Consider the following 25,365-nt stretch of genomic DNA (forward strand, 5'->3'; position numbering starts at 1 on the left):
AATATTATACTCTTATATAAGTGTTAGTTACGCTTTTTCTTCAATTATTTCTAATGCCTTAGCCTGAGGCACTTCTACATATTCCAAGAACTCCATCGAATATGAAGCACGTCCCTGGGTGAGAGACCGAAGATCTGTGGAATAACCAAACATTTCAGCAAGTGGCACACTTGCACGAACAACAGCACCGTCGCCCTGGTTATCCATTTTAGAGATGATTCCTCGTCGTCCGTTAAGGTCACCAATTACATCACCCATATGTTCTTCTGGTGTGATTACCTCAACTTTCATTACCGGTTCAAGCAGTTTTGGAGATGCTTTCCTTGCTGAGTTACGAAATGCAATCTTAGCACAGAGCTCGAAACTAAAAGCGTCGGAATCTACATCATGATAAGAACCATCAAAAAGTCTTACCCCTACATTCTGTACCGGATAATTTGCCTGGATACCACCCTTCATCGATTCTCTGAAACCTTTCTCTACAGAAGGGATGTATTCCCGCGGAATATTTCCTCCAACGATTTCATTGACAAACTTAAATCCTTCACTAAGTGTCACTTTTTTGTCATCATCGGCATACTCCTCGAAGTGCTCAATAGGACCGATCTCAAACTCCATATCCGCAAATTTACCACGGCCACCGGTCTGTTTCTTGTATACTTCACGATGCGTTATCGGAGCGGCAATTGTTTCACGGTAGGACACCTGTGGCTGTCCCACATTGGCTTCTACCTTAAACTCACGCTTCAGGCGATCTACAATAATCTCGAGGTGAAGCTCACCCATACCTGCAATTGTTGTCTGACCCGTCTCTTCGTCGGTTTTAACCTGGAACGTTGGATCTTCTTCTGCAAGCTTTACAAGGCCGGTTGTAAGTTTTTCAGCATCAGCCTTTGATTTTGGCTCAACAGCGAGTTTAATAACCGGCTCCGGAAATGTAATTTTTTCAAGCAAAATCGGATGCTCGAGATCGCAAAATGTGTCACCGGTATTCACTTTTTTCACTCCAACTGCTGCGGCAATATCCCCTGCCCTGACAATGTCGATATCTTTTTTGTCATTGGCATGCATTTCAAGAATTCTACCAACACGCTCTTTTTCGCCTGTAGTTGAATTCAAAATGTATGAACCTTTTTCAAGTGTACCGGAATAGACCCGGAAGAACGTCAACTTACCCACGTATGGATCAGTCATAATCTTAAATGCGAGAGCTGAAAACGGCTCATTCACATCCGGATTACGTTTCATTTTGGTCTTCTCATCAGATGGATCCACACCATTTACCGCCTCTACTTCAAGCGGACTTGGCAGGTATTCAATCACTTTATCAAGCAGAATCTGGACACCTTTGTTTTTCAGCGCAGTACCGCAAAGAACCGGCGTGATATCGCGGGCAAGAGTTGCCTTGCGAATCGCTCCGCTGATCTCTTCCTCTGAAATTTCCTCTTCCATAAGGTACTTTTCCATCAGCGCATCGTCATGATCTGCGATGTTTTCAAGCATCAACTTGCGATATTCATTCGCTTTTTCCTTCAATTCTTCAGGAATATCAACAACATCATACTTGGCACCCAGAGATTCGTCATCCCAGATAATACCTTGCATATTGATAAGGTCAACAACGCCTTTAAAATTCTCTTCGGCACCGATAGGAATCTGAACCGGAATTGGATTTGCAGAGAGCTTTTCACGCATCTGGTTAACAACATTGTAAAAATCTGCACCGGTACGGTCCATCTTATTTACAAATGCCATTCTTGGTACTTTATATTTATTTGCCTGACGCCATACGGTCTCAGACTGCGGCTGAACTGCTCCAACTGAACAAAAAACACCGATCGCACCATCCAGAACACGAAGCGAACGTTCCACTTCAACCGTAAAGTCTACGTGACCGGGTGTATCAATAATATTAATTCTGTGATTCTTCCAGATACAGTGTGTTGCAGCAGACTGAATGGTAATACCACGTTCCTGCTCCTGTTCCATCCAGTCCATCGTGGCAGCACCGTCATGTACTTCACCCATTCGGTGACTTCTGCCCGTATAAAAGAGAATACGCTCCGTTACGGTAGTCTTACCCGCATCGATGTGCGCCATGATCCCGATATTTCGCGTTCTGCGAATTCGGTCGATAATTTCCGGATCTGTTTTTGTCGTCGCTTCTGACATTGGTATAGTGCTTTTAAAAATTTTTTAGAATCTAAAGTGGGCGAATGCTTTGTTTGCTTCGGCCATTCTGTGTGTTTCGTCTTTTTTACGAACTGCGCCACCTTCGTTTTTGGCGGCATCCATCAACTCTCTACCTAACCGAAGAGCCATAGACTTATCATTCCGCTGCGTTGATGCTTTAATAATCCAACGCATCCCGAGGGCGGTACCCCTGGCTTGCCTAACTTCAATTGGCACCTGGTAGGTTGCACCACCGACTCTCCGGCTTTTCACCTCAACAACTGGTGTTGCATTGGACAGAGCTGATTTAAAAACCTCAATCGGCTCTTCACCGGTTTTTTCTTCAATAACTTCAAATGCCTGATACAGAATTTTTCGCGCAACACCTTTTTTACCGTCACGCATCAGGTTGTTTACAAACCTGGTAACCGTTTTATCCTGAAATATCGGATCCGGTTGTACTTCTCTTTTTTCTGCCGTTTTTCTTCGCATAATATCAAAAAATTAAGATCTCAGAGTTACCCTTTCGGCTTTTTGGTACCGTAATGACTTCTTCCCTGCTTGCGATCATCCACGCCGGCAGTATCCAAAGTACCTCTAACAATATGATACCGAACACCGGGAAGGTCTTTTACCCTACCACCCCTTATCAGCACGATACTGTGCTCCTGCAGGTTATGGCCTTCTCCCGGGATGTAAGCAGACACTTCCATACCGTTTGTGAGCCTTACCCTCGCTACTTTCCGCAAAGCCGAATTCGGCTTTTTTGGTGTAGTTGTGTATACGCGAACGCATACGCCGCGTTTCTGCGGGCAGTTCTGAAGAGCAGGCGCAGTGGTTTTGCTCTTCTTACTTTTTCTTCCTTTTCGGATTAATTGGTTTATTGTAGGCACGTATTCACTATTTGCGTTTTCGTAAAATCAAGAGCTGATAAAGATAGGATTTTTAATCTCTCATTGCCAACTTTTTTGCATAAATATTTCCTGAACCGGCATATTTTTCTACTTAAATTCAATCAGAGTAAATTAAGCGTGATTTTACATTCATTAAATATAGTAACTGTTATATACCTTTATATCAGATGAAGCTTACCGATCTCCCTAAACTAAACACAAAACGTGAGCAGGCACTCAACAAATCAGGCATACATACTGTTAATGATCTTCTCTACTATTTTCCGCGCCGGTATATTGATAAATCAAATATCAAACCGATCCAACTGCTTTCCCAGTCAGACGACGCAGTATCTGTAGTAGGCAAGGTGGACGCGATCCAGGTTCAGGGGTATAAACAGAAACGCAGACTTGAAATTCGCGTGACCGACGGCTCAGGATCTGTAAAAGCCGTCTGGTTTCGGGGATGGAAGTATGTGGTATCACAAATTAAAGAGGGGGATCTTGTTTCTTTGTTCGGTAAAACCAAGCGTTATGGTCAATGGCTCAGCATGGCGCACCCCGACCTTGAGGTTCTCGAAAGTAAAAATGAGGTTGAAAAGTACAACACCCTGATTCCCATCTATCCATCAGGCAAACATTTTTCGAAAGCCTATATCACCCATAAACTGATTGCTTCCTGGGCGGATCGCGCGCTTGATCAAATGGAAATATCAGAATTTCTGCCGGACCAACTTTTGAGTGAGCATGGTTTTAAAAAGATTAAAGAAGCCCTGCGGACAATGCACCAGTCGCAGAGCGAGCGGGAAGCGCGGGAAACTCTGGAGAGATTTAAGTATGAGGAATTTTTTCTCTTTGAGCTGGCAATGGCCAGAATCAAGTATAAACAGCGGGCCAAATCCGACGGGCCTGAACTTAAACCGGGCTCATTAACCAAATCGTTTTTTAACGACCTGCTGCCGTTTGAACTTACCGAAGGCCAGAAATCTGCACTGGGAGAAATCCGGGATGATGTAGCCACCGCAACGCAGATGAACCGCCTGATCCAGGGCGATGTGGGTGCAGGTAAAACCGTTGTAGCCATCGGCGCCATGCTTATGGCCGTGGACAGCGGATACCAGGCAACGATGATGGCACCTACCGAAATCCTGGCTGAACAGCATTTTCACACCCTGCAAAACTTCCTCAAACCACTCGGGCTGAACATCCGGCTGCTGGTTGGGGGACAAAAAAAATCACTCCGCGAAGATATTCTCACCGACATAAGCGGCGGCAACTGCAATATCGCTGTGGGAACGCACGCCATCATCCAGGAACAAGTGAACTTTCACAAACTCGGGCTTGCCGTTATCGACGAGCAGCACCGTTTTGGGGTGAAGCAGCGGACCGAGATGCTGCAAAAAGGTTCAAATCCGCATCTTCTGGTGATGTCGGCCACCCCCATTCCCCGCTCCCTTGCGATGACTGTCTACAGCGATCTCGATATCTCCGTCATCAAAGACCTTCCGGGCGGACGCAAACCGATCAAAACCGCCGTACGAACTGACCGGGAACGCGAGCAGATCCACCGCTTTCTTGAAAGCACAATTGCAGAGGGTGGCCGGGTGTATGTCGTCTACCCGCTGATTGAGGAATCGGAAGCGCTCGATCTGAAAGATGCCACCATGGGATTTGAAAAACTAAAACGCCGCTTCCCCGATATACCGATTGGCCTGCTGCACGGCCGCATGAAAGCGGAAGAGAAGGAGTCTGTGATGAGCGCCTTCGCCGAGGGCCGCCTGAGCATGCTGGTTGCCACCACCGTTGTTGAGGTGGGCGTAGACGTACCGGAAGCGAACGTGATGATCATTGAGCATGCTGAGCGATTCGGCCTGTCACAGCTTCATCAGCTGCGGGGAAGGATCGGCCGCGGAACCCGGCAAAGTTACTGTATTTTGATGCCGGACCGGAAGCTGAGTGAATCGGGAAGATTTCGTCTGAAAAAAATGGTAGAAACAACCGATGGATTTGAAATAGCCGAAGCCGACCTGAAACTTCGGGGTCCGGGTGATTTTTTAGGTACCAAACAGAGCGGCCTTCCGGAATTTAAGTATGGAGATATTGTAGATGACCGCCTCCTTCTTGAACAGGCGAAATCGGATGCTTGGAATATTATCAAACATGATCCTGAGTTGGAGCAAGACAAACACAGTCAGCTTAAACCGGTCTTTTTCGATTATTTCAAAAAAAGAGCGGAGTATTTTGATGTTGGATAGGAAAGATTGAGTGGTGAAATTCAGGAATATCACCACTCAATAATTACCTTATGATAATTCAATTCATACAATTCACTCGCAGAGGCGCGCTGATTAACACGCTGAGTACAGCAGATGATATTCTGTTCAATTTTTAAACTCAGCGAAACTCCGCGTTATACTTTGTGCTACTCTGCGAGTATAAATGTCAAAATTATTTCTCCTCCGTGCCCGCCATCTCAAGGATTTTCTTGTACTCCTCTTCACGCACCGAAGTGATGGAAAGCCGGTTCCGCTTAAAAAGCTGCATTTCATCAAAAAAGCTGTCCTCTTTGAGGGAAGTTCGGGTTACCGGCTCCTCAAATTTCTGCACAAACTTTACATCCACCAGGTGCCATCGGGGATCGCTTTCACTGCTCTTTTCATCAAAATATTTACTTTCGGGATCAAACTGCAGCGGATCGGGATACGGTTCGCTGCAAACTTCCATCGTCCCGACTATAGCCGGCGGTTTTACGTTTGAATGATAAAAAAGTGCACGATCGCCAACATTCATCTCATCGCGCATGGAGTTACGGGCCTCGTAATTGCGTACTCCGCTCCAGCGAATTTTCCCATCGCGTTTAAGGTCGTCGATACTGTAGGCGTCCGGTTCCGATTTCATCAGCCAGTATTGTCGTTTACTCATAATCTGTAGATATTTTTTGTTTTGATGTTACTCCGCGGAGGTACAAGCCCCCAAAAATGAAGTTCTTCAAGCCTTATACTTTTCCATGTACCAATTCACGGTTTGAGTCAGCAGCGCATCGAAATTCTGTGTGGGCGACCAGCCGAGTTCAGTCTTAAGTTTTGATGCATCTACCGAATAGCGGTAATCATGCCCGGGGCGATCGGTGACAAAGCTGATCAGGTTTTTATAATCACCATCAGGCCCGTCACCTTTTTCCCGGTTCAGGATATCGCAGATTTGTTGAACCAGTTCAAGATTCTGCCACTCATTATCGCCGCCGATATTATACGGTTCGCCCGCCCTTCCTTTATTAAACACGGCAACAAGTGCGCGGCAGTGATCTTCCACGTGGAGCCAGTCACGCACATTTTCCCCTTTCCCGTACACCGGAATGGGTTCATGAGCCAGCGCTTTGCGTATCACGGTGGGGATCAGTTTTTCATCATGCTGATGGCGGCCGTAATTATTGGAACAGTTCGTAATCACCGTGTTCATTCCGTAGGTGTGATGATACGACCGAACCAGCATATCACTACCTGCTTTGGTTGCAGAATAGGGAGAGTTGGGGGCATATGCAGTAGTCTCTTTAAACGATCCGGTTTCTCCAAGCGTGCCGTACACTTCATCGGTGGATACATGCAAAAACCGGTGTTCCCCAAATGGCTCTCTTTCATCAAACCAGAGCTGCCTGCACTCTTCCAGCAGGTTAAACGTGCCGATCACATTGGACTGAACAAACGGCTCCGGTCCTTTGATGGAGTTATCCACGTGCGATTCTGCTGCCAGATGAAAAACCCCATGCGGCCTGAAATTTTGAACGATTTTACGCACCGCGCTCCGTTCCACAAGATCCATTTTTTTAAAATGATATCTGCGCGAATGCTTCAGAGGCTCAAGATACCCGACATCCGAAGCGTAAGTCAGTTTGTCAATATTCAAAACTTCCATCTCTTCATGGAGTTCATGAATGTGCAGAATCAGGTTCGACCCTATAAATCCGGCGCCGCCTGTTACAATAATTCTCATTGGTTGATTATCCCTGTCACTCATTCCCGGTCATTTTGATTATCCGTTAAATATCACTCAGCAGAATCAAAAAAGATCTTTCTCTGCCAGGTTTTTAAGAAGCGGAAGCTTCAGGTCTTTTTTCGACAGGATTGGATCGGATATGTTCCATGAAATATCCAGTTCCGGATCATCCCATCTCACACCGCGCTCCAGCTCCGGGTTATAGTAGTCGCTACATTTATAATAGACGGTAGCTTCATCAGACAGTACAGCAAATCCATGTGCAAATCCGGTAGGAATGTAGAGCATATGCCGGTTTTCAGCACTCAGCACCGTACTGAAGTGCTCTCCGAACGTTGATGAATTTGCTCTCATATCCACTGCTATATCCAGAATTTCTCCATGAGGAACCATCACCAGTTTCACCTGGGACGACGGCGGCAGCTGATAATGAAGTCCCCGAATCGTGTTTTTCCTGGATGTTGAGATGTTGTCTTGCACATAATCCACATGTATCCCCGCTTCCCGGAACATGTGTTCACGATACATCTCTACAAATTCACCTCTCATATCTTTGAAAGGAGTCGGTTTGATTAATTTTACAGGTTGAAGCGGGGCAGATTCAATTTTCATCGATATTCTTTTTTTTGTTCAACTGATTTAGTAACTGTTTCAAGCCTGTTTTCCAGGGAATCGGCTTCAAACCCGCTGATTTTAATTTACTGCAATTCAGCAGCGAAAACGCCGGTCTTCTGGCCACCACCGGAAATTCATCCGACCCAACCGCTTTGAGTTTTACGAGATCCAGCCGGCCGGACTGATTCAGCAGCTCACGGGTTAACCCATACCATGTTACGGAACCTTCGGAACTGATGTGAAAATATCCTTTCTGATCCATTTCCACCAATCGCATTGTTTTGTTCACCAAATCAGTACAATACGTTGGAGACCCGGTTTGATCATCTACAACTTTCAGTTCATCCCTTTCGCCGGAAAGTCTGAGCATCGTTTTTACAAAATTGTTTCCGAACTGCCCGCATAACCATGATACCCGGATAATCAGCCAGTTACCGCCTTCTGATTCAATTTTCAGTTCGCCGGCACGCTTTGATGCACCGTAAACGTTCTGCGGATCCGTGGGGTAAGATTCCGGGTATCCTTCCGGCATTTTTTCATGATCATGCTGCGTACCGCCAAACACATAATCGGTGCTGAAGTGTACGAGTTTGCAACGCAATTCCCTGCAAATCCGGGCTAGATTCTCAGCACCCTGGTCATTGACTGAATATGCGGTTTCAGGTTCTTCCTCTGCCTTGTCAACCGCCGTATAAGCGGCGCAGTTAATCAGCAGATCAGGCCTGATTTCGTGCATAATTTTGCTTACAAGAGTGTGGTCGGTAATATCAAACTGATCGGATCCGAAACCGTGAACCTGGTGTTCTCCATTTTCAAGAAAATGCATCCATTCCCTGCCAAGTTGTCCTCCCGCCCCGGTTATTAAAATTTTCATGCTACCGGAGTTTATGGGCAAGGCGATTCGCAATTTTATACGACTCGTGAGTGCCGGCATCCGTCCACCACCCTTCGAGGATTGAATACCGCATGCTGCCGGTTTTGATGTAGTGATTATTCACATCGGTAATTTCAAGCTCGCCGCGTTCTGACGGCTCCAGGGTTTTGATGAGTTCAAATACTTTGGAATCGTACATATAAATTCCGGTAACAGCGTACTTTGATTTCGGTTGTTCCGGCTTCTCTTCAATACCCACAATTTTATCACCGCTGAGTTCGGCAACCCCAAAACGTTCGGGATCATCCACTTTCTGCAGCAGAATCTGCCCACCGCTGCCCGGATAATTTTTTAATGCACTTTCGAGCGTTGCTTCGAAAATATTATCGCCCAGGATAACTACCATGGAATCATCTCCCACAAAATTTTCGGCCAGTCCGAGTGCCTGCGCGATTCCGCCCGCCTCATCCTGAACTTTATAGGTAAATCGGCAGCCAAAATCTTTCCCAGATCCCAGTAGGTTAACCACATCCCCCATGTGCTCCGTGCCGGTTACAATCAAAATTTCGTAAATCCCTGCACTGGTCAGTTTTTCAATCGGGTAGTAGATCATCGGCTTGTTGCCAACGGGAAGCAGGTGTTTATTTGTTACTTTTGTAAGCGGGAAAAGCCTGGATCCGGTTCCTCCGGCAAGAATAATTCCTTTCATCTTAATTCTGGCGTGTTTAAGACCTCTTAACAATAGGTGGCCGTTATATTTTTCTAATGTTCAATCTCCGGGCTGTCAAAGACTTAAAAAGCTTTATGGCAGAACCGATAAGGTAGTATTGAACCTAACAGATGATTTGCTCTTTGTCTATCAAAATTGAAAAAATATTTTTCCGGCTCCTATTGCTTGCAGCCACTTTCCTGGGTGCTCTTTCACTGCAGGCTCAGCATACCACCTATTGGAACGGTTCGGTAAGCAGTAATTGGTTTGACTCTCAAAACTGGAGCAATGATGTTCCCGGAGCAGATTCAGAAGCTGTCTTTAATTATTTCCCTCCTGAGAACCACGACCCTATTATCAGTTCTTCCACAACCATCCGGCGCCTTTTAATTACACATTTTGGACGAGAATTTCGAGTAAAACTCGGTGACGACATTCAGATGGATGTACAATCATACTTCGTTGCCGCCGATAGTATTCCGGGAACAATCGCTCTTGATGTCGGCAATGCTGAATTTACGGTTCAGGAATCTTCCTCACTCGAAGGTGGGATTTATCTTGATGATGGAACCATCAATTTTCTCGGAAACCTGCACATGATATCAAGCAGTTTAATTGATGTTCAGAGTGGCACTATTAATATCGGGAGTGCAGGACCACCAGTAATCAGTGCAGATTTTTTACAATCTGAAGGATCGATCTTTAATCTGAACGCAGGGACACTGAATTTATATGGACAGTCGGTGTTTGCAGGAGGCGGGGAATTCAATGGCGGCACAGGGGAGATCCATTTCAACGGGGATATCCAGTTTAACGGAGGTGCCCTTTTTAAACCGGGTTCGAGTTATGTTTCAATATCTGGTAATGCTAACATCACAACGGACAATAACCAGAGCGCGGAATTTTTTGACCTTGAAATTCGAGACGGGGCTGCGGTTACTTCAGAGGTTAATGTAACCGTACAAAATGATATGACGGTTGATCCTAATGGCAGTTATTTACAAAGCGGAAATACATCGCTTAATGTGATCGGCACGCTAACCGGAGATTCACAGATTCATTCGGTCACACCTTATGTTATCTCGGTTCAGATGTTAGGGATATCAGAAATTGAAGTTCGTTTTGACAGATCCCTGCAAGAATCCACTGCTGAAACATCCTCTAACTACACTGTGGAATCGTCTGCCGGTACTATTGCGGGATTTGTAACCGGTGCAGAACTCACGGGTTCCAATAATCACCTTGTTCGCTTAACATTCGATTTTCAAATTCAGGATGGAGTACCTTACTACCTGATCATCAACGAAGTATTTGATACAATGGGGAATTCAATTAGCGAAAACCATAAAAAACGGTTCTTATTGGATCTCTCTGCCCCGTCACTCTTCTATAGCCGTACCAACGGCAACTTCAACACACTATCCTCCTGGTCAATTTTTTCACATTCGGGTTCAGCTGCCGGTAGAATTCCCGGTGAAGCAGATGGGGATCGTATACAAATTGGAAACGGAAATATCATCACACTGAATTCTCCAGCGGATCTTGATTCCATCATGGAATTCGATGTTCAATTCGGCGGCACATTCCGCCTTTCAGATGGTGCAGAGTTGAGGTTTAGTTCAGTACCCATAACCGGCAACGGGGCCTTTGAACTGCTACAGGGAGCCACGCTGATCATCGAATCGGATGACGGAATTTCACAATCGGATGATTTAGGTCCGGTTCGTACCGCTGAACGAATTTTCAGTGAAGAGGCTGCGTTTTTTTATCAGGGTTTCCAAAACCAGGTTACCGGAGACGGCCTGCCGCAAAAAGTTGCTAAACTATCAATTAAAAGTTCCGCAGAAGTTTCGCTGACCCGTTCCATCTCTGTAACGGATACTCTTTATCTAATTGATGGATATCTGACTGTGGGACATGGTTTATCCTTAATTTCTAATCAGCATATTGCAGAATTGGGTATGCTTCGGTACAATCTGGACCTTTCCGGCCAGCCTGGTTACAGAATGATTTCATCACCTCTTAATATCGATTACACCAATTTTTTCAGTGATATTATCACCCAGGGATATAATGGTTCAGAGCTGATCGGAAATTTACAGCCGAATGTGTTGTGGTATGATGAAACCGCGCCGGGGACGGACAATCAGCGCTGGAGAGCACCTGTTCACGCGTCCGAAATCGTTCCGGCGGGCAGGGGGCACCAGGTATACATATTTGATAATGAATCCGACAACCATTTGTATTCCCGTGCACTGCCACAAACTCTGGACCTTGTTGGGCTTCCGTATGAAGAGGACAAAGGATTGATTGATTTGAACCTTACCTACACAGAAGAAGGTGACCAGGGATGGAACCTTGTGGGAAATCCATATGGTTCAGCAATCCGATGGAATTCCGACCAGGGCTGGACTCGCGGAAATGTCGATTCTTCAATCTATATTTGGGATCCCAACACTAATCAATATCACACCTGGAATGGTATCACCGGTGACATTGAAGATGGTTTGATAGCTCCGTTTCAAGCCTTTTGGGTAAAAGCGAATGCACCTGGCCCTCTGCTTACCGTCAACTCTGCAGCCCAAGAATTAGGCGGTGAATTTCGGGGAAAAGCGATTGTACAGCACTCACCGCGCCTGGCCATTCGCGCGCAATACAGCCCCAATCATTCGTCAACGTTACACCTGATGTTTACTGGAGAAGGAAGCTTTCACCTGGATAACCTCGATGCACTTCGCCTTCATCCCCCACCCGGTGTTGATAATTACCTTGAATTCTATTCCGTAAGTGAAGAGGGTGAAAGACTGGCTATCAATAACTTGCCACGAAAATTCGGCAGGGCAATTGAAATTCCCCTGGAGCTGAACGCCTACAAAAACGGAATTCCGCTGAATGGCGATATCATTTTGGAAACCGATCTCTTAGAAAACGTTCCGGAATCATGGGATATTTACCTGATTCACGAGAAAAGTGGTGAAATCTACTCCCTGAATACGGAAACATCTGAATATATTTTGTCTGCTCATCTTCAACCAACTGTTGAGTTATCAGATCAAGCTCATAAAAAATCTCCTCAAAAGATTGTTACTAAAAGTGATGGCGGACATACTTCTTTTCTGCTGAGAATAGAGCCCGGCAGAGATGCAGACGGAATTCCCGATCGGTTTTCCCTGCAACAGAATTACCCGAACCCTTTTAATCCATCAACAACATTTCGTTTTGAACTACCTATACAGAGCCAGATCCGTTTTGAGGTTTTTGATCTGCTTGGAAGAAGGGTTTCACTACTTGCCGATGACGTCCTATCTGCGGGAGTTCATGAGATCAGATGGGATGCCTCAAATCTTGCCAGCGGTATTTACATTTCAAGGCTTGTTACTCCCAAAGGTGTTCACACCCGCAAATTGACGCTGATGAAATAAATATCGGGTCAGATTTTACGGCTGGTTAAATATCCACACATCAATTTTGAAGCCTTTCATAAGCGGAGGAATGTGCCGGATCAACACTGCGCAGTAGGTTATACGCTTCGAGGCGGGTTTGTACATCGGCCGTTTGAAGCAGGGCCACAATTTCGTTGTATTTGGTGTCGAAGAATATATCAAACAAATAGTTGTTGCTGGTTCGGCGTTTCGTCTCTTCCAGTGAGCGAATCACTTCAACTACCTCTTCGATCGACGCTCGGCTGTTCATGGTGAATTGATCGAGCCCAAACCGATGATAGCGATAATTTGCTTCTCTGAGAGGGCGGTAATTCGGATTTTGGAGGTCTGATATCAAACCATTTCGATTCCGTTGTGCCCCAATTGAACGCCCCCATCCGGGCGCGTTGCTGTTACGTCCCAGTTCGAAAATATCCTGAGCTTTGGTGAAGTACCGGTTTCCGCCGAGTCTCGCAAAACTGTCGTAATCATATCCAAGGATTACGTACATATAAAAATCGATGAAACTGGCAAGGTCATCAAACTGCAGCTCATCAAAAATCAGGTTTTTATTCCGCGGATAGCTAAAAGCCCAGTTATTATCAGTCAGAACAACCATGGACGACTCCTGGATGGTATTATAGATAGGCCGCCGGATACTGAAAAATGCCTCAGCTGTGTAATTAAACTGATCGTCTGCACCCGTTAACACAATCTGAATCTGGCATCGAATTCGCTCGTGCTCTTCAAAGCGGTCGTCGGTCCAGCGGTTCTCGTTTATATACGATTCCAGGTCGCCCTCAAGTTCAGTCACATACTCATAAGCTGATCCGCTGATCTGGCGGGTATTCAGGTTAACATCGCAGTTAAACTCCTGCGCATAAACCGTTTCTGAGGCCGCCAGCAACACAATTGTAACCGACAGAAACAGAAATTTCAATTTTTGAATTTTATTCCACATATTCCTTACAAATCAAAGAGAAACCAAGGGAGTTGTTATGATACAAAGGATAATTATCTTTTGCGTAATAGCTATTTCAGGAGTTTTTGTTAATGCAGAAAGAGGGAACGCCCAGCACTCCATGGGTGCGCGATCTATAGCGTCCGGCCAGACCGGAGTTGCGGCACCCGGCGACAGCTGGTCACTTTTCTCAAACTCTGCGCTACTGTCAACGGATGAAAAGCGTATTTCATTTTACGGATTCCGTTATGCCGGCATAGCAGAAATTACTGATGCAGCTTTTTCCGCATCCACCCCCGTTTTTAGCGGGGCAGCCGGGGCCGCAGTTCACAGGTACGGCTTCGATCTGTTCAACGAAACCCGCTTCATTGCCGGGTATAAGCAAAACTGGCACGGCTTACATGCCGGTATCGCACTACATTACACGTACGTTCAACAAGGCGGGAATTACGGATCTGCCGGTGCGGCGGGACTCGACCTGGGCTTTGCCGCCGAAATTATTTCGGGGCTTTGGTTCGGCTCAAGAGCAACAAATATCAACCAGCCGAAATACAAGAAAACAGATGAAGAGCTGCCGAGGGAGCTCGCTGCCGGACTTTCATTTTCGCCGGTGCATCGGTTGATGATCAGTACGGAGATCGTTAAAGATGTTCGATTTCCGGCATCGTTCAGAGCCGGGCTTGATGCAGAACTGATAACAGGCTTCCGGGCCAGAACGGGCATCACCACACAGCCGGAAACTTATTCAGCAGGATTCGGATACCAGACCGGCCGATGGCAGATAAACTTTGCCGTGCAGCAGCATAATCCGCTGGGACTGAGCCCCGCTATCGATTTCGGGCTGACACTCTGAATTCAAAAAAGAGAATAGAAACAGATGATGAGCAAAACAGAGAGAAAATTCTATACCAAAAGAATGATTGGTCTTCATGTATTTTTTCTGATGATGGTTGTTCTGACGGCTGAGATTGGGTTTGCCCAACAGAGCAGCGTTGGGCGAGATCAGCTCGAGCGGATCATTGAACAGATTGTATCTGATCTCGATCCGGAAGAACACTCACTTCAGATTCTTCAGATGGTAGAACAGTTGGAAGAGCTGGCCGCAAATCCGCTGAATATCAACCGTGCCGGAGCGGATCGCCTTGCCGAAATTCCGGGCCTTTCATTTCGTCAGGCCGACGCAATAGTACAGTATCGCTCGGATGTTCGCCCATTTGAGCAGCTGAGTGATCTGCTACTGGTTGATGGCATTGGTGAAGTTTCTTTTCAGCAGATCCGGCCTTTTCTAACAACCGGCAGCTCTTCAGAACGGGGACGAGACCTGTTGTTAAATCGGAGATACTGGACTTCAAACAGCCGAACCGAAGCTTTATCCCGCGTTCAAACGGTGCTGGAAGAACGAGAGGGATACACACGCCCCGATTCACTCGGCGGATATACCGGCAGCCCGGTAAAATTTAATCACCGGTACCGGTACAGGTCCCGAAGAATTTCGCTGAATCTTTCGCAGGATAAAGACCCCGGTGAACCTGTAAGCGGCCTCACCGGTTTTGATTACACCTCGTGGCATGCGTCTATCCACGATGCAGGCCCGCTTAAAAACCTGGTTGCCGGGGATTACCGGGTTTCATACGGACAGGGGCTGATATTATGGACCGGCGGAGCTTTTGGGAAAAGCAGCCAGGTTCGCGGTGCAGCTTTGCGGGGTGATACAGGGATTCGGCCATATACTTCATCGCAAGAGACGAATGCATTTCGCGGCGTGGCGGCAACCGTTGGAGAACGGCTGCAGATCAGCGGATTTTATTCAAACCGAAAACGAACCGCGAGTGAAGTGGACGAGTTCCGAGTAAACTTTCCGACACAAACGGGATTTCACCGAACTCAGAATGAGATTGACCGTAAAAACAACCTGGGACAGACAACCTTTGGTGGACGCGTTCGATACCGTTTTGGCAGAGGGATGATCGGCATCAGCGGATATCAAAATGAATTCGACAGGCCTGTTGCAAACGGAACGCAACCCTACCAGGTTCACCGGTTTTCAGGCAGAAAACTTTCGGCCTTTAGTTCAGATTTTCGGTTCCACTCCGGACCGGCCATACTCTTCGGTGAAGCGGCATACACCGATAATGGCGGCACCGGCTGGATTGCGGGAAGTGAATATCGTCCGGCTGCAGGAACAGACATTTCTTTGGCGTACCGAAATTACAGTGCAGATTTTCAGTCAATTTTCGGCGCCGGGTTTGGCGAACAGTCCTCCACACAAAATGAAGAAGGATTCTACATCGGAATTCAGCAGCAGGCGGGTGAATACATCACGCTGCTTGGCTACATCGACCAGTTTTCAACGCATTCTGCACGTTTTTCAAATCACCGGCCGACATCCGGATTCGACTGGCTTGCCAGGGCTGAGGTTGAACCCCGGGGAGATCTCTATTTCTACCTTCAGTTCCGCCTGAAACGCCAGGAACAGGAGTTTACCGGCATCAATACATTTGGGAGAGAAAGCCGGTTTATGGGGAGTGATATTCGATCCACGACCAGGGTACACGCCGAATACCGGGTTCATCCGTCCGTACGACTGCGAACACGGTTTGATGTTGTCCGGGCCCGTCCCGCCGGGGGTTCAACCTCGCACGGATTTCTCATTTACCAGGATCTTCGGTTAACACCATCATCAGCCATCACCGCTGACTTCCGGATCACACTGTTTGATACGGAAGATTTCAACGCAAGGGTTTTCCAGTTTGAAAACGATTTGCTCTATGTGATGTCCAACACGATGATGTTTGACCAGGGGCAGCGCATTTACGGAGTGTTGCGATACCAGCCATCGCAGGCAATTACACTGCGTATGAAAGCGGCAACTACGTTGTATGAAAACCGAACCACAATTGGCAGCGGCCTGGACGAGATTCGAGGTAACCGAAGAACAGATATTGGTTTCCAGGTCCAGATCCAGATTTGATCTTGCCCTATATGGCCAACATTCCTAACCCGTACGACTCATCTACCTGATATAACCAAGCTTTTTCAATTCCGATGAAATATCACCTTCAAGCCGATAGCACTGTCGATTATGCAGTAAATACCCGGTATCAGCAACGTCCGTAACGTATCGATGAAGATGATCAGTCAAAAGCACTCCCCTGTTTTTATTTACCTCTATTTTGATCCGTGTCAACATCCGCTCCACAATTTTTGGCTCTACACCGCTGAAAGGTTCATCAAGCAGAATAAAATCCCGATCCAGGCTAAACAACAAAGATACTTCCAGGTAGCGCCTCTCCCCTCCCGACAGTTCCAACACTTTCTGCCGAAGAAGCCTCTTGAAAAAGGGATCGTCCATTAAAAATCCTGCTGATGGAAATGATCGAATCAGGCGTTTCACCTTCATATCTCTCGGAAGCATAGAATCCTGGGGCAGGTATGCGATAGAACAGAAACGCTTCTTCAGTGATTTACTATATAACCTCTCCCCATTTATTATTGAAATGCCGCTTGAAGCCTTCAGCTGCCCTGATACGATCTTCATCAAAGTAGATTTTCCTGAACCGTTGAGCCCGATCAGCGCCGTAATTTTCCCCGGTTGAACCTCAAGATAAGCCCCATCCAGAATTTTCAGCTCAGGAACGCGGTAAAAAATACTATCAAGAATCAACGGTTTAGGAATATTCAAAGCAGCAGATTTACGATGATTGGAATCAGCTGAAGCGAAAGGAACATCCCGGTCAACAGAAGAAATTTAGGATAGCGAAGGTTGTCGAAGAGCGCCCAGAGTGAACGTTTTCTAAAGTCGTGCCATGTATATAGCACCGCTGCAACTCCGCTCAGAAACACGGCACGGGGAAATAGGTATGCAAAATCTCCAAAGCTAAAGTATGGCAGAATGATAAATCCGATGAAAAAAATCATCGAATGGGTGTAGAATTTACTCGCAAGGTATAAAACCATGGATTGACTTTGTTAAGAATGTGAATCACAACTGTCCAAAACGATAAATGAATTTGAAAGAAGATTGAAACCCTGAATGCGATCTGTTCTACCTTTCGCAGATTATCGCTGAGTATACCGCAGATATGCGCAGAAAATCTTCGGAATCAGCGAATTCATTTTCGTAACTCTGCGATAAAAAAATAGGGGATCGATTTTTCGATCTATAAAAATATCTATTCCGAATTAACAGAATCGAAGATATTTCATGAATTTTATGAATGTTTTAGACAGTACTGAATGTGAATGTATCCCGTGTCCAATATGGAATACCGATCCGATACATACAATCCCAAAACAGCAGCAAATCCGATTATGTAGTTGAAAGTAAAAAACAGTGAATCCACATCCCTGGATCACCTGTATGCCTCCATTTAAATCGACATCGGATGAAATTGCAGCTGAAATATCTCTCTATCAAAACAATAGGAATACAATAGAACCGGACTCAAAAATCAATTCTCAATCCGGCACTGAAACCTAACCCTGACCCGTAAAAAGAATGGTCGGTTTTTAAACGGGTATTTTGTTCGGTATGATTATCGGTTGACGAGACATCCCCTGCGGAGACTTCTCTGTGCACGCTGCTCAAGAATGTTCTGTACCCGCTTTTAAGATAGATGGCTAATGGATTTGCCACTCTGATTTCAGCTTTCATAAACGGCATGAACGATGCGTGAACATCATCTAAACAATGATCATCCGTATTGAAAACGTTTCGAAAGAAACTTCTGACGAACGATTTGCACTCCCGGTCACTCATTTTAAATCCATCGATTCCAAGACCCGGTTTTAACGTTACTGAGCCGGACAAGGGAAGCACATAGGCTGCCGAAAACCCGTATGTATAAGAGATATCCGGATTATATCCCCGTGTGTGATTGAGGCTGTATTCCAGTCTTGTATAATCAAAATCATAAAATGAGAGCTCAATACTCAGCGTAGAGGCACCGGTGTACCGATGTTCATGAACCAGAAGTTCACTAAAATAATCGGTTCCCACACTGATTCCGAATGTAGAATATTCTTGTGCGTGAGCGGATAGCGGAGCCATCCAGAAGAGGATCAAGCCAATGAAGAAGGCTTCTATATTTTTTGTGAAAGAACTCATCTATAGTTTAAAAAATTTCCGGGCTTAATCCATCTTAATAAAAAATGATGAACGGCACCATCTTGTAATATTGGGCGTACCCGACTTGAGATTGAGAATCTAAACGCTTAGCACTTTATCCGAATATGAATAGAATGTCTTTCAGTAAATATAATACTAAGAAGCATTGCAAAAGTTAAAATACGCTGGTAACTGTCCCCTTGTCCTGGTATGGTCAAGGTATTTGTTGTGGGTTACTTAAGAAATGAGAAAACAGCGTCGAAAACATAAGTCCTCTCAAAACGCTCACATACCCGGAATAGGAGTCTTCGGAAGTAGTTTTAAATGCGGAAAGGGAATTATCAGATTTATAATCATTAGAATTTTCTAACAAAATATTTTTTATTCTTATTTTTCATAGGAAATCTAAAAAACTGCTCATAGGTAAACCACATTACGATAGATAAAGCTTTAGCCAAAGAAAATGATGGGAGAAAAAAGACGAATACTGGTAGTGGATGATAATGAAGCGATTCACAAAGATATTGAATCAATTCTGAAAAGCACTGCATCTTCAAGTGATAGTGAGCTTGAGAATTTTGAAGATGAATTGTTTGGGGAAGAATATTCAGCTGAAAAATCTGATGCAGTACTGGTAGATTACGATATAGATCATGCGTACCAGGGTGAAGAAGCTGTGGAGATGGTGGAGAGAGCGAACAAGAGTAATGATCCCTACTCATTAATATTCATGGATGTTCGGATGCCTCCCGGTATTGATGGTATACAGGCCATTCAGAAAACCTGGAAAAATAATCCAAATGTTGAGGTGGTTATCTGTACAGCATACTCCGACTATTCATGGGAACATATCCTTGAAAATCTTGGCACGTCTGATAAACTCCTGTTTATGCGAAAGCCATTTGATACCACTGCATTAAAACAAACGGCACTTACACTTACTACGAAGTGGAAACTCCAGCAAGAAACAATCTATTACACTGAGAATCTTGAGAAAGAGGTGGAAAACAGAACAAAAGAACTGAAAGAGCTTCTGTCTTCCTATAAAAAGATGAAGGAGAAAGCTGAAAAAGCTACAGCTGCAAAAAGTGAGTTTCTGGCAAAAATGAGCCATGAAATCCGCACCCCCATGAACGGAATCATCGCTATGAATGAATTCCTTCTGGATACAGAACTTTCAGAGGAACAGGAAGAGTATTGCAAACTGGTTGAACAGTGTGCTCAAACTCTTCTGCAAAGCATTAATGACATCCTGGACTTTTCAAAGATTGAAGCCAAGATGATGGATTTTGAAGAGATCCCGCTGGATTTATCAAATTTGGTTAAAGGATCCGTTAAAATGATCTCTGCATCTGCCAGGGAAAAACCAATTGAGATCAGTTACAGATTGTCTGAAAAAATCCCTGGTGATCTTTTTGGGGATCCAACAAGAATCCAGCAGATTTTACTTAATTATGGCAATAATGCGGTTAAGTTCACGGAAAAAGGGAGTGTACGCTTTGACGTAGAATTGATTGAGGAGAACGCAACGGAAGTACTCCTCAAGTTTTCAGTCACAGATACCGGAAAGGGAATTGCAGAAGATATAATTCATACCCTTTTTAAACCATTTTCTCAGGGTGATAATTCAACGACCCGGAAATATGGCGGCACTGGTTTAGGACTCGTAATCTGCAAACAACTTGCTGAACTGATGAACGGTGAAGTAGGTGTGCATAGCACAGAAGGAAAAGGATCTGAGTTCTGGTTTACACTTACTTTGAAAAAGAAGCCTCAGGAGAGTGAAACCAATCAAAAAACAACACCAGCCAGTACAAAAACAGATCAAACAGAAACAATTAGCAGAAAGATTCTGGTGGCTGAAGATAATCCGGTGAACCAGGTGGTTACCAGACGGATGCTCGAATCTGAAGGCTATACCGTACATCTTGTGGAAAATGGGGATGAGGTTCTTGATGCACTTAAAGAGAACCAATTTGATCTCATTTTGATGGATTTACAGATGCCCGGTATGGACGGCCTTGAAGCCACAAAAATCATTCGTAAACAAGAGAGTCAGACAGGAAAACAGATCCCAATTATCGCATTAACTGCAAGTACTTTAAAGGAAGACAAAAATAAATGCCTCCAGGTTGGCATGGACGATTTTCTCATAAAACCCATAAAAAAAGAGAAACTAAAAACGATTCTTGAACGGTGGTTTAAAAAACTTACCGCTCACGAAATCAACTGACCGCAATAAACCGTTTACACAAATCTAATGAGATCAACTTTCTGCCTGTTTCTCTTTTTAAACATTTGGGCACTGAGCGGTTTTTCTCAGTCACCCGGCCAGCTGAAATTAGACCATCTGACAATCGAAGATGGGCTCTCCCAAAGCTCAGGACTGGCAATTCTGCAGGACAGATACGGTTATATGTGGTTTGGTACTCTGAACGGCCTGAATAAATTTAATGGATACGATTTCACCATTTATGAGTACGATGCTGCTGACTCAACATCACTCACCAGCAGTCATATCAGTTATCTCTTTGAAGACTCCAGAGGCAATCTTTGGATCGGGACAACCGGAGCCGGAATTAATCTTTATAACAGGAAAAAAGATAATTTTTCTAATTACAGGACAGATTATGTAGATCATCATTTAAGTATATCTGATAATTCCGTTTCGTCAATCATTGAAGGGCCTGGTGATAAGTTCTGGATTGGTACCAACTCCGGCCTGAATCTTTTCGACAGAGATACAGAAGAGTTCATTCACTTTTATGCAGTGGATGATCAGCCAAAAACGCTCAGCAGCAGTAATATTACGAGCCTTTTCCTGGATAGCTCCGAAACACTCTGGATCGGGACAACGAAAGGTTTGAATTACTGGGATGATATGACCGGTACATTTGGTCATTACAAAAACGATCCATCAGACCCTTACAGCATCAGTCATAATGTTGTTTCTGCGATCTATGAAGATACATCCGGAAACTTATGGGTTGGAACAAATGAAGGAGGGCTTCACATGTTCGATCCTTCAGAAGAAAAGTTTTATAACTACAGGTATGATGAGGATGATCCGTACAGCATCAGCGGAAATTCCATCCTCACCATTCTTGAAGACAGCAGGGACGTTCTGTGGATCGGAACAGAGAACCAGGGGTTGAATGTATTCGATCGCGAAGAGCAGATCTTTCACCGGTATAAAAGTAATGTGAGCAACCCGGCCAGCCTGAAGCACAATTCGGTATATTCTCTTTACGAAAACAGCGATAATATTCTCTGGATTGGTACTTATTCGGGTGGTATCTCATCTATGAACCGGAAATTTTCAAAATTTGAACACTATAAACACGATCCGTTTGATCCCAAACCCCTGAGCAACAATAATGTAACTTCCTTTCTTGAAACCAGCGGTGGGATCTTTCTGGTTGGCACCGACGGGGGCGGACTAAACCTGTTCGACAGGGAAAGTCATGAGTTTACGCTCTACACCCACGAGCCGGATAACCCTTCCACTCTTTCAAGTGATGTAATCCTTGCGCTGCATCAGGACAGAAATGGAAAAATTTGGATTGGATATTACAATGGAGGGGTCTCTGTGTTTGATCCATCAGACGGCAGCTTTGAACATTACCGCCATGACCCTGAGGATTCTGATGGCCTTCGAAACGACCACGTCTTTGTGATACACGAAGGAAATGACGGGGAGTTATGGTTTGGCACAAATGGTGGTGGTGTTCATCAGCTTGATCCGGAAACTGGTAATTTTACCCTTATCGCAACTGAAACGGACGGATCAACTGTGATAAGAGATCTTCTTGAAGATTCCTATGGTTATCTTTGGATTGGAAGCTATGGCGGCGGATTGATACAGGTTGATAAAAATACCGGCTCAATTATTAATCAATATATTGAAAGAACGAATGGCTTAACAAGTAATGTGATTCTTACAATTCATGAAGACCAAGAGCGAAACCTGTGGATTGGATCCCATGAAGGAGGACTTCACCTGTTTCACAGGGAAAGCGAAACCTTTACGACTTATTCTGTTAATGAAGGTCTGCCCAGCGCCGTGGTGCGGGGAATTCTGGAGGATGAAAATGGTAATTTATGGTTAAGTACAGGGGGCGGGCTGTCTATGTTTAATCCATCTACAAAAACGTTCTCTAATTATAATATTGAACATGGAACTCAAAGCAACGAATTTAACCCTCTTTCATATTATAAAGACCGTGACGGATTTATGTACTTTGGGGGGATTAACGGTTTTAATCGCTTTCATCCTAAGCGAGTCGCTATTGAAGAAGCCGTTCCGCCTGTAGTGCTTACCGATTTTAAAGTATTTAACCAGTCTTTACGGATTGATGAGGATTCTCCACTAAAAAATCATATCAGTCAGACAGAAGAAATTGAGCTCCCATATACGGCAAGTGTACTAACTATTGACTATGTAGCACTCAATTTCAACAAGAACAAGGGGGATGAATTCGCTTATATCCTTGAAGGTTTCGACAATGACTGGAACTATGTTGGAACACGAAGATCTGCTACATATACCAACCTGAATCCGGGTACATATACATTCCGGGTTAAAGCAGCAAATAGTTATGGGGTCTGGTCCGACTCTGAAACATTTCTGACCATGACTATAACTCCCCCTTTTTGGAAAACGGCCTGGTTTTACTTGCTTCTGGTATTCTTCATTACCGGAGTTATCGCATCCGCCCTTCAATGGCGTTTAGCCAGTATCACAAAACAAAATCAACGTCTTGAGAGAGAAGTCAAAAAGCAAACAGCCGATCTGTGTGATAAAAATAAAGAGCTGGAGAAAACTCTGACCGAACTTAAAGCCGCCCGCAGTGAGCTGGTTGACAGAGCACATAAGGCCGGTATGGCAGATCTGGCTACAAATGTGCTTCATAATGTTGGGAATATTCTTAACAGTGTAAATGTATCGGTTTCATTGATTGAAGAAATCATTAAAAGATCAAAACTCAAAGGGTTTAACCAGGCAAATAAACTTTTAAAGGAAAACCTGGACGATCTTGAAAATTTCATCTTAAATGATCCAAAGGGGAAAAAGTTACTACACTACATAAGTAAACTGGAAGAACCACTGAACAGAGAACAAGAGGAGCTTGCTGAACAAACAGATCGCTTAAACCAGAACATGCAGCTGATGATTGATGTAGTTAATGCACAGCAATCATTTTCACACGCTGCAAAGGTTACAGAAGTGATACAAGTTGAAAAGCTTATTGAAGACACCCTTCTGCTTCAAACAGCCACTATTGAACGTCATGGTCTTGATCTTGTAACCGACTACCAGGCAGTTTCTGAGATTGAAATAGAAAAATCAAAAGTCGTTCATATACTGGTAAATTTGTTTAAAAATGCGAAAGAAGCAATGTCTGGTCTTGGGCCGAATGAGAAAAAGCTTTCTCTAAAAACGTTCCAGGATGATAACTATGTATATCTCTCTGTTATTGATAACGGATGTGGAATTTCAAAAGAGAATTTGAAAAAAATCTTTAACCACGGTTTTACGACCAAAAGTTACGGACATGGATTTGGCCTCCATAGTTGTGCCAACTATATGAAGGAGCTGAAAGGTGAGATCAGAGTTGAAAGTGATGGTCCCGGTAAGGGTACAGCTGTTACGCTTTGCTTTCCACGTAAACACCCAAAAAATGAATTTTCAACGTTCTCCCGAACGCAAAATGCAGCTAAAATAGCAGAGCCCTAAAATGAATAGCTGTATTTCTCCACAAACTGCTTCATTTCACTGAACGCTTCAGATACGTGATGTAAACGCTCTCTCTTTTGATTTCTATCAGGCTCGCAAATTCAGCATTTAAGATTCCACCCGTATTAATTCAGGTAAAATACCTCTAAAATCTGAGTTTGATTAATAATCTTTTGAATTAGCCATGAAGAAGTCTCCCCTAACGAGGGGCCTTGAAGTAGTTTGTTTATAATACTTCAGTTTAACTTCTAATCTGCTGGTTTCAGGCGATGCACTCTGAAATCTGAATAACGGTGATGGGTGTTCACCAATCGAAACCCAAACCAGCCTTCACTGTATGAAGGAAACAGATCTTCCGTATATTCTGCAGTTTTTTCACCGCCATCCGAAGTTGATAGTGTAATTGTATCGCCTTCACGTATTTCATAAAATATCCGCCCATCTACAATATACTGGATCACGTCCTGGTAGACGACAAGCTGAACCGTATGCGTTTTGTCAGGCTGAATCAAAAAGTCTTCGAGGCCATCCCGTTCCGACAGTGAAATATGTTCTATGGGTTCGCCTTCGGTAGATGTTCGCGGATATCTGCGAAACCGGGTGGTGGTATTATCCCGGCCTCCCATACTGGCATAATACCCTTGCTGTTTATGATAGGAATCGAATGCGCCTGTATAGTCATTCTCGTCAAAGATACCATCTGGGATTTCCGGATCTGATGCGTGCCAGAAAGTGTTGATATCCCGTACAACGACGCCGCCCGGTTGAACATTCTCCGATAGAGCTTTTACTTTAAATGTAATTGCCACGGGCCCGCTAAATTTATTTTGGTTCCAGATTGTTGCACCTCGCGCCGGCATGAATACGTCCATTGCTCCACCG

19 protein-coding genes are annotated in these 25,365 nt (G+C 44.6%); 6 read left to right on the forward strand and 13 right to left on the reverse strand.

What is annotated here, in order from left to right:
• Positions 1-27: 27 nt before the first annotated feature.
• From fusA to rpsL, 3 genes are read right to left on the reverse strand one after another with little or no spacing between them, the layout of a single operon-like run.
• Positions 28-2,172, reverse strand: a complete 2,145-nt coding sequence (gene fusA, locus DYD21_RS17215) for an elongation factor G (protein ID WP_116038251.1) — start codon at positions 2,170-2,172, stop codon at positions 28-30.
• Between the two features lie 24 nt (positions 2,173-2,196).
• Positions 2,197-2,667 (reverse strand): 30S ribosomal protein S7, encoded by a 471-nt coding sequence (gene rpsG / locus DYD21_RS17220; RefSeq protein WP_348636199.1) that lies wholly within the window; start codon positions 2,665-2,667, stop codon positions 2,197-2,199.
• Positions 2,668-2,690: 23 nt separating this feature from the next.
• A complete protein-coding gene (rpsL, locus tag DYD21_RS17225; protein WP_116038253.1) occupies positions 2,691-3,065 on the reverse strand; it encodes a 30S ribosomal protein S12 in 375 nt (124 codons plus the stop codon).
• A 188-nt stretch (positions 3,066-3,253) separates the two neighbouring features.
• Between rpsL and recG the strand changes: the two genes are divergently transcribed.
• Positions 3,254-5,320, forward strand: a complete 2,067-nt coding sequence (gene recG / locus DYD21_RS17230) for an ATP-dependent DNA helicase RecG (RefSeq protein ID WP_116038254.1) — start codon at positions 3,254-3,256, stop codon at positions 5,318-5,320.
• 193 nt (positions 5,321-5,513) lie between these two features.
• Here the strand turns inward: recG and DYD21_RS17235 are convergent, their stop codons facing one another.
• The 5 genes from DYD21_RS17235 to DYD21_RS17255 form a co-directional block, all read right to left on the reverse strand.
• Positions 5,514-5,987 (reverse strand): EVE domain-containing protein, encoded by a 474-nt coding sequence (locus tag DYD21_RS17235; protein ID WP_233505578.1) that lies wholly within the window; start codon positions 5,985-5,987, stop codon positions 5,514-5,516.
• Between the two features lie 66 nt (positions 5,988-6,053).
• Positions 6,054-7,079, reverse strand: a complete 1,026-nt coding sequence (gene rfbB / locus DYD21_RS17240; RefSeq protein ID WP_233505579.1) for a dTDP-glucose 4,6-dehydratase — start codon at positions 7,077-7,079, stop codon at positions 6,054-6,056.
• A 42-nt stretch (positions 7,080-7,121) separates the two neighbouring features.
• Positions 7,122-7,670 carry a dTDP-4-dehydrorhamnose 3,5-epimerase gene (rfbC, locus tag DYD21_RS17245; protein ID WP_116038255.1) on the reverse strand — a complete coding sequence of 183 codons (549 nt, stop codon included), beginning with the start codon at positions 7,668-7,670 and terminating at the stop codon, positions 7,122-7,124.
• The gene (gene rfbD / locus DYD21_RS17250; protein WP_116038256.1) at positions 7,660-8,547 is read right to left on the reverse strand and encodes a dTDP-4-dehydrorhamnose reductase; all 888 of its coding nucleotides are present in this window, start codon (positions 8,545-8,547) and stop codon (positions 7,660-7,662) included. The genes rfbC and rfbD overlap by 11 nt, the downstream gene beginning before the upstream one ends.
• Position 8,548: 1 nt before the next feature.
• Complete coding sequence (locus DYD21_RS17255; RefSeq protein ID WP_116038257.1) at positions 8,549-9,256, reverse strand: sugar phosphate nucleotidyltransferase; 708 nt, start codon at positions 9,254-9,256, stop codon at positions 8,549-8,551.
• 143 nt (positions 9,257-9,399) lie between these two features.
• Here DYD21_RS17255 and DYD21_RS17260 point away from each other — a divergent pair, with 143 nt between their 5' ends.
• The gene (locus DYD21_RS17260) at positions 9,400-12,678 is read left to right on the forward strand and encodes a T9SS type A sorting domain-containing protein (RefSeq protein WP_158607346.1); all 3,279 of its coding nucleotides are present in this window, start codon (positions 9,400-9,402) and stop codon (positions 12,676-12,678) included.
• 40 nt (positions 12,679-12,718) lie between these two features.
• On the opposite strand, the gene DYD21_RS17265 is transcribed toward DYD21_RS17260, so the two are convergent.
• A complete protein-coding gene (locus DYD21_RS17265) occupies positions 12,719-13,618 on the reverse strand; it encodes a DUF4835 family protein (RefSeq protein WP_158607347.1) in 900 nt (299 codons plus the stop codon).
• Positions 13,619-13,676: 58 nt separating this feature from the next.
• On the opposite strand from DYD21_RS17265, the gene DYD21_RS17270 reads away from it, so the two are divergent.
• Positions 13,677-14,492 (forward strand): hypothetical protein, encoded by an 816-nt coding sequence (locus DYD21_RS17270; protein WP_147303630.1) that lies wholly within the window; start codon positions 13,677-13,679, stop codon positions 14,490-14,492.
• Between the two features lie 24 nt (positions 14,493-14,516).
• Positions 14,517-16,610, forward strand: a complete 2,094-nt coding sequence (locus DYD21_RS17275) for a ComEA family DNA-binding protein (RefSeq protein WP_116038261.1) — start codon at positions 14,517-14,519, stop codon at positions 16,608-16,610.
• Between the two features lie 42 nt (positions 16,611-16,652).
• Here DYD21_RS17275 and DYD21_RS17280 read toward each other — a convergent pair whose 3' ends face one another.
• The 3 genes from DYD21_RS17280 to DYD21_RS17290 all read right to left on the reverse strand — a co-directional run bounded on the left by DYD21_RS17280 (position 16,653) and on the right by DYD21_RS17290 (position 18,746).
• Positions 16,653-17,321, reverse strand: coding sequence for an ATP-binding cassette domain-containing protein (locus DYD21_RS17280; RefSeq protein WP_158607348.1), 669 nt, complete (start codon positions 17,319-17,321; stop codon positions 16,653-16,655).
• Positions 17,318-17,557, reverse strand: a complete 240-nt coding sequence (locus DYD21_RS17285; protein WP_147303631.1) for a hypothetical protein — start codon at positions 17,555-17,557, stop codon at positions 17,318-17,320. The genes DYD21_RS17280 and DYD21_RS17285 overlap by 4 nt, the downstream gene beginning before the upstream one ends.
• Positions 17,558-18,083: 526 nt before the next feature.
• On the reverse strand, positions 18,084-18,746 hold the full coding sequence (locus DYD21_RS17290; protein ID WP_116038264.1) for a hypothetical protein: 663 nt from the start codon (positions 18,744-18,746) through the stop codon (positions 18,084-18,086).
• A gap of 463 nt (positions 18,747-19,209) precedes the next feature.
• Between DYD21_RS17290 and DYD21_RS17295 the strand changes: the two genes are divergently transcribed.
• On the forward strand, positions 19,210-20,979 hold the full coding sequence (locus tag DYD21_RS17295) for a response regulator (protein WP_116038265.1): 1,770 nt from the start codon (positions 19,210-19,212) through the stop codon (positions 20,977-20,979).
• A 27-nt stretch (positions 20,980-21,006) separates the two neighbouring features.
• Positions 21,007-24,483, forward strand: coding sequence for a sensor histidine kinase (locus tag DYD21_RS17300; protein ID WP_116038266.1), 3,477 nt, complete (start codon positions 21,007-21,009; stop codon positions 24,481-24,483).
• A gap of 248 nt (positions 24,484-24,731) precedes the next feature.
• Here the strand turns inward: DYD21_RS17300 and DYD21_RS17305 are convergent, their stop codons facing one another.
• Complete coding sequence (locus DYD21_RS17305; RefSeq protein ID WP_147303632.1) at positions 24,732-25,355, reverse strand: DUF6250 domain-containing protein; 624 nt, start codon at positions 25,353-25,355, stop codon at positions 24,732-24,734.
• Positions 25,356-25,365: the final 10 nt, after the last annotated feature.

The sequence above is a fragment of the Rhodohalobacter sp. SW132 genome (assembly GCF_003390325.1).
GTDB lineage: Bacteria > Bacteroidota > Rhodothermia > Balneolales > Balneolaceae > SW132.

Excerpts from the sequence above, each read along its gene's own strand:
- fusA (WP_116038251.1), bottom strand. The coding sequence starts at position 2,172 with ATGTCAGAAGCGACGACAAAAACAGATCCGGAAATTATCGACCGAATT.
- recG (WP_116038254.1), top strand. The coding sequence starts at position 3,254 with ATGAAGCTTACCGATCTCCCTAAACTAAACACAAAACGTGAGCAGGCA.
- DYD21_RS17235 (WP_233505578.1), bottom strand. The coding sequence starts at position 5,987 with ATGAGTAAACGACAATACTGGCTGATGAAATCGGAACCGGACGCCTAC.
- rfbB (WP_233505579.1), bottom strand. The coding sequence starts at position 7,079 with ATGAGTGACAGGGATAATCAACCAATGAGAATTATTGTAACAGGCGGC.
- rfbC (WP_116038255.1), bottom strand. The coding sequence starts at position 7,670 with ATGAAAATTGAATCTGCCCCGCTTCAACCTGTAAAATTAATCAAACCG.
- rfbD (WP_116038256.1), bottom strand. The coding sequence starts at position 8,547 with ATGAAAATTTTAATAACCGGGGCGGGAGGACAACTTGGCAGGGAATGG.
- DYD21_RS17255 (WP_116038257.1), bottom strand. The coding sequence starts at position 9,256 with ATGAAAGGAATTATTCTTGCCGGAGGAACCGGATCCAGGCTTTTCCCG.
- DYD21_RS17270 (WP_147303630.1), top strand. The coding sequence starts at position 13,677 with ATGATACAAAGGATAATTATCTTTTGCGTAATAGCTATTTCAGGAGTT.
- DYD21_RS17275 (WP_116038261.1), top strand. The coding sequence starts at position 14,517 with ATGATGAGCAAAACAGAGAGAAAATTCTATACCAAAAGAATGATTGGT.
- DYD21_RS17285 (WP_147303631.1), bottom strand. The coding sequence starts at position 17,557 with ATGATTTTTTTCATCGGATTTATCATTCTGCCATACTTTAGCTTTGGA.
- DYD21_RS17290 (WP_116038264.1), bottom strand. The coding sequence starts at position 18,746 with ATGAGTTCTTTCACAAAAAATATAGAAGCCTTCTTCATTGGCTTGATC.
- DYD21_RS17295 (WP_116038265.1), top strand. The coding sequence starts at position 19,210 with ATGATGGGAGAAAAAAGACGAATACTGGTAGTGGATGATAATGAAGCG.
- DYD21_RS17300 (WP_116038266.1), top strand. The coding sequence starts at position 21,007 with ATGAGATCAACTTTCTGCCTGTTTCTCTTTTTAAACATTTGGGCACTG.
- DYD21_RS17305 (WP_147303632.1), bottom strand. The coding sequence starts at position 25,355 with ATGGACGTATTCATGCCGGCGCGAGGTGCAACAATCTGGAACCAAAAT.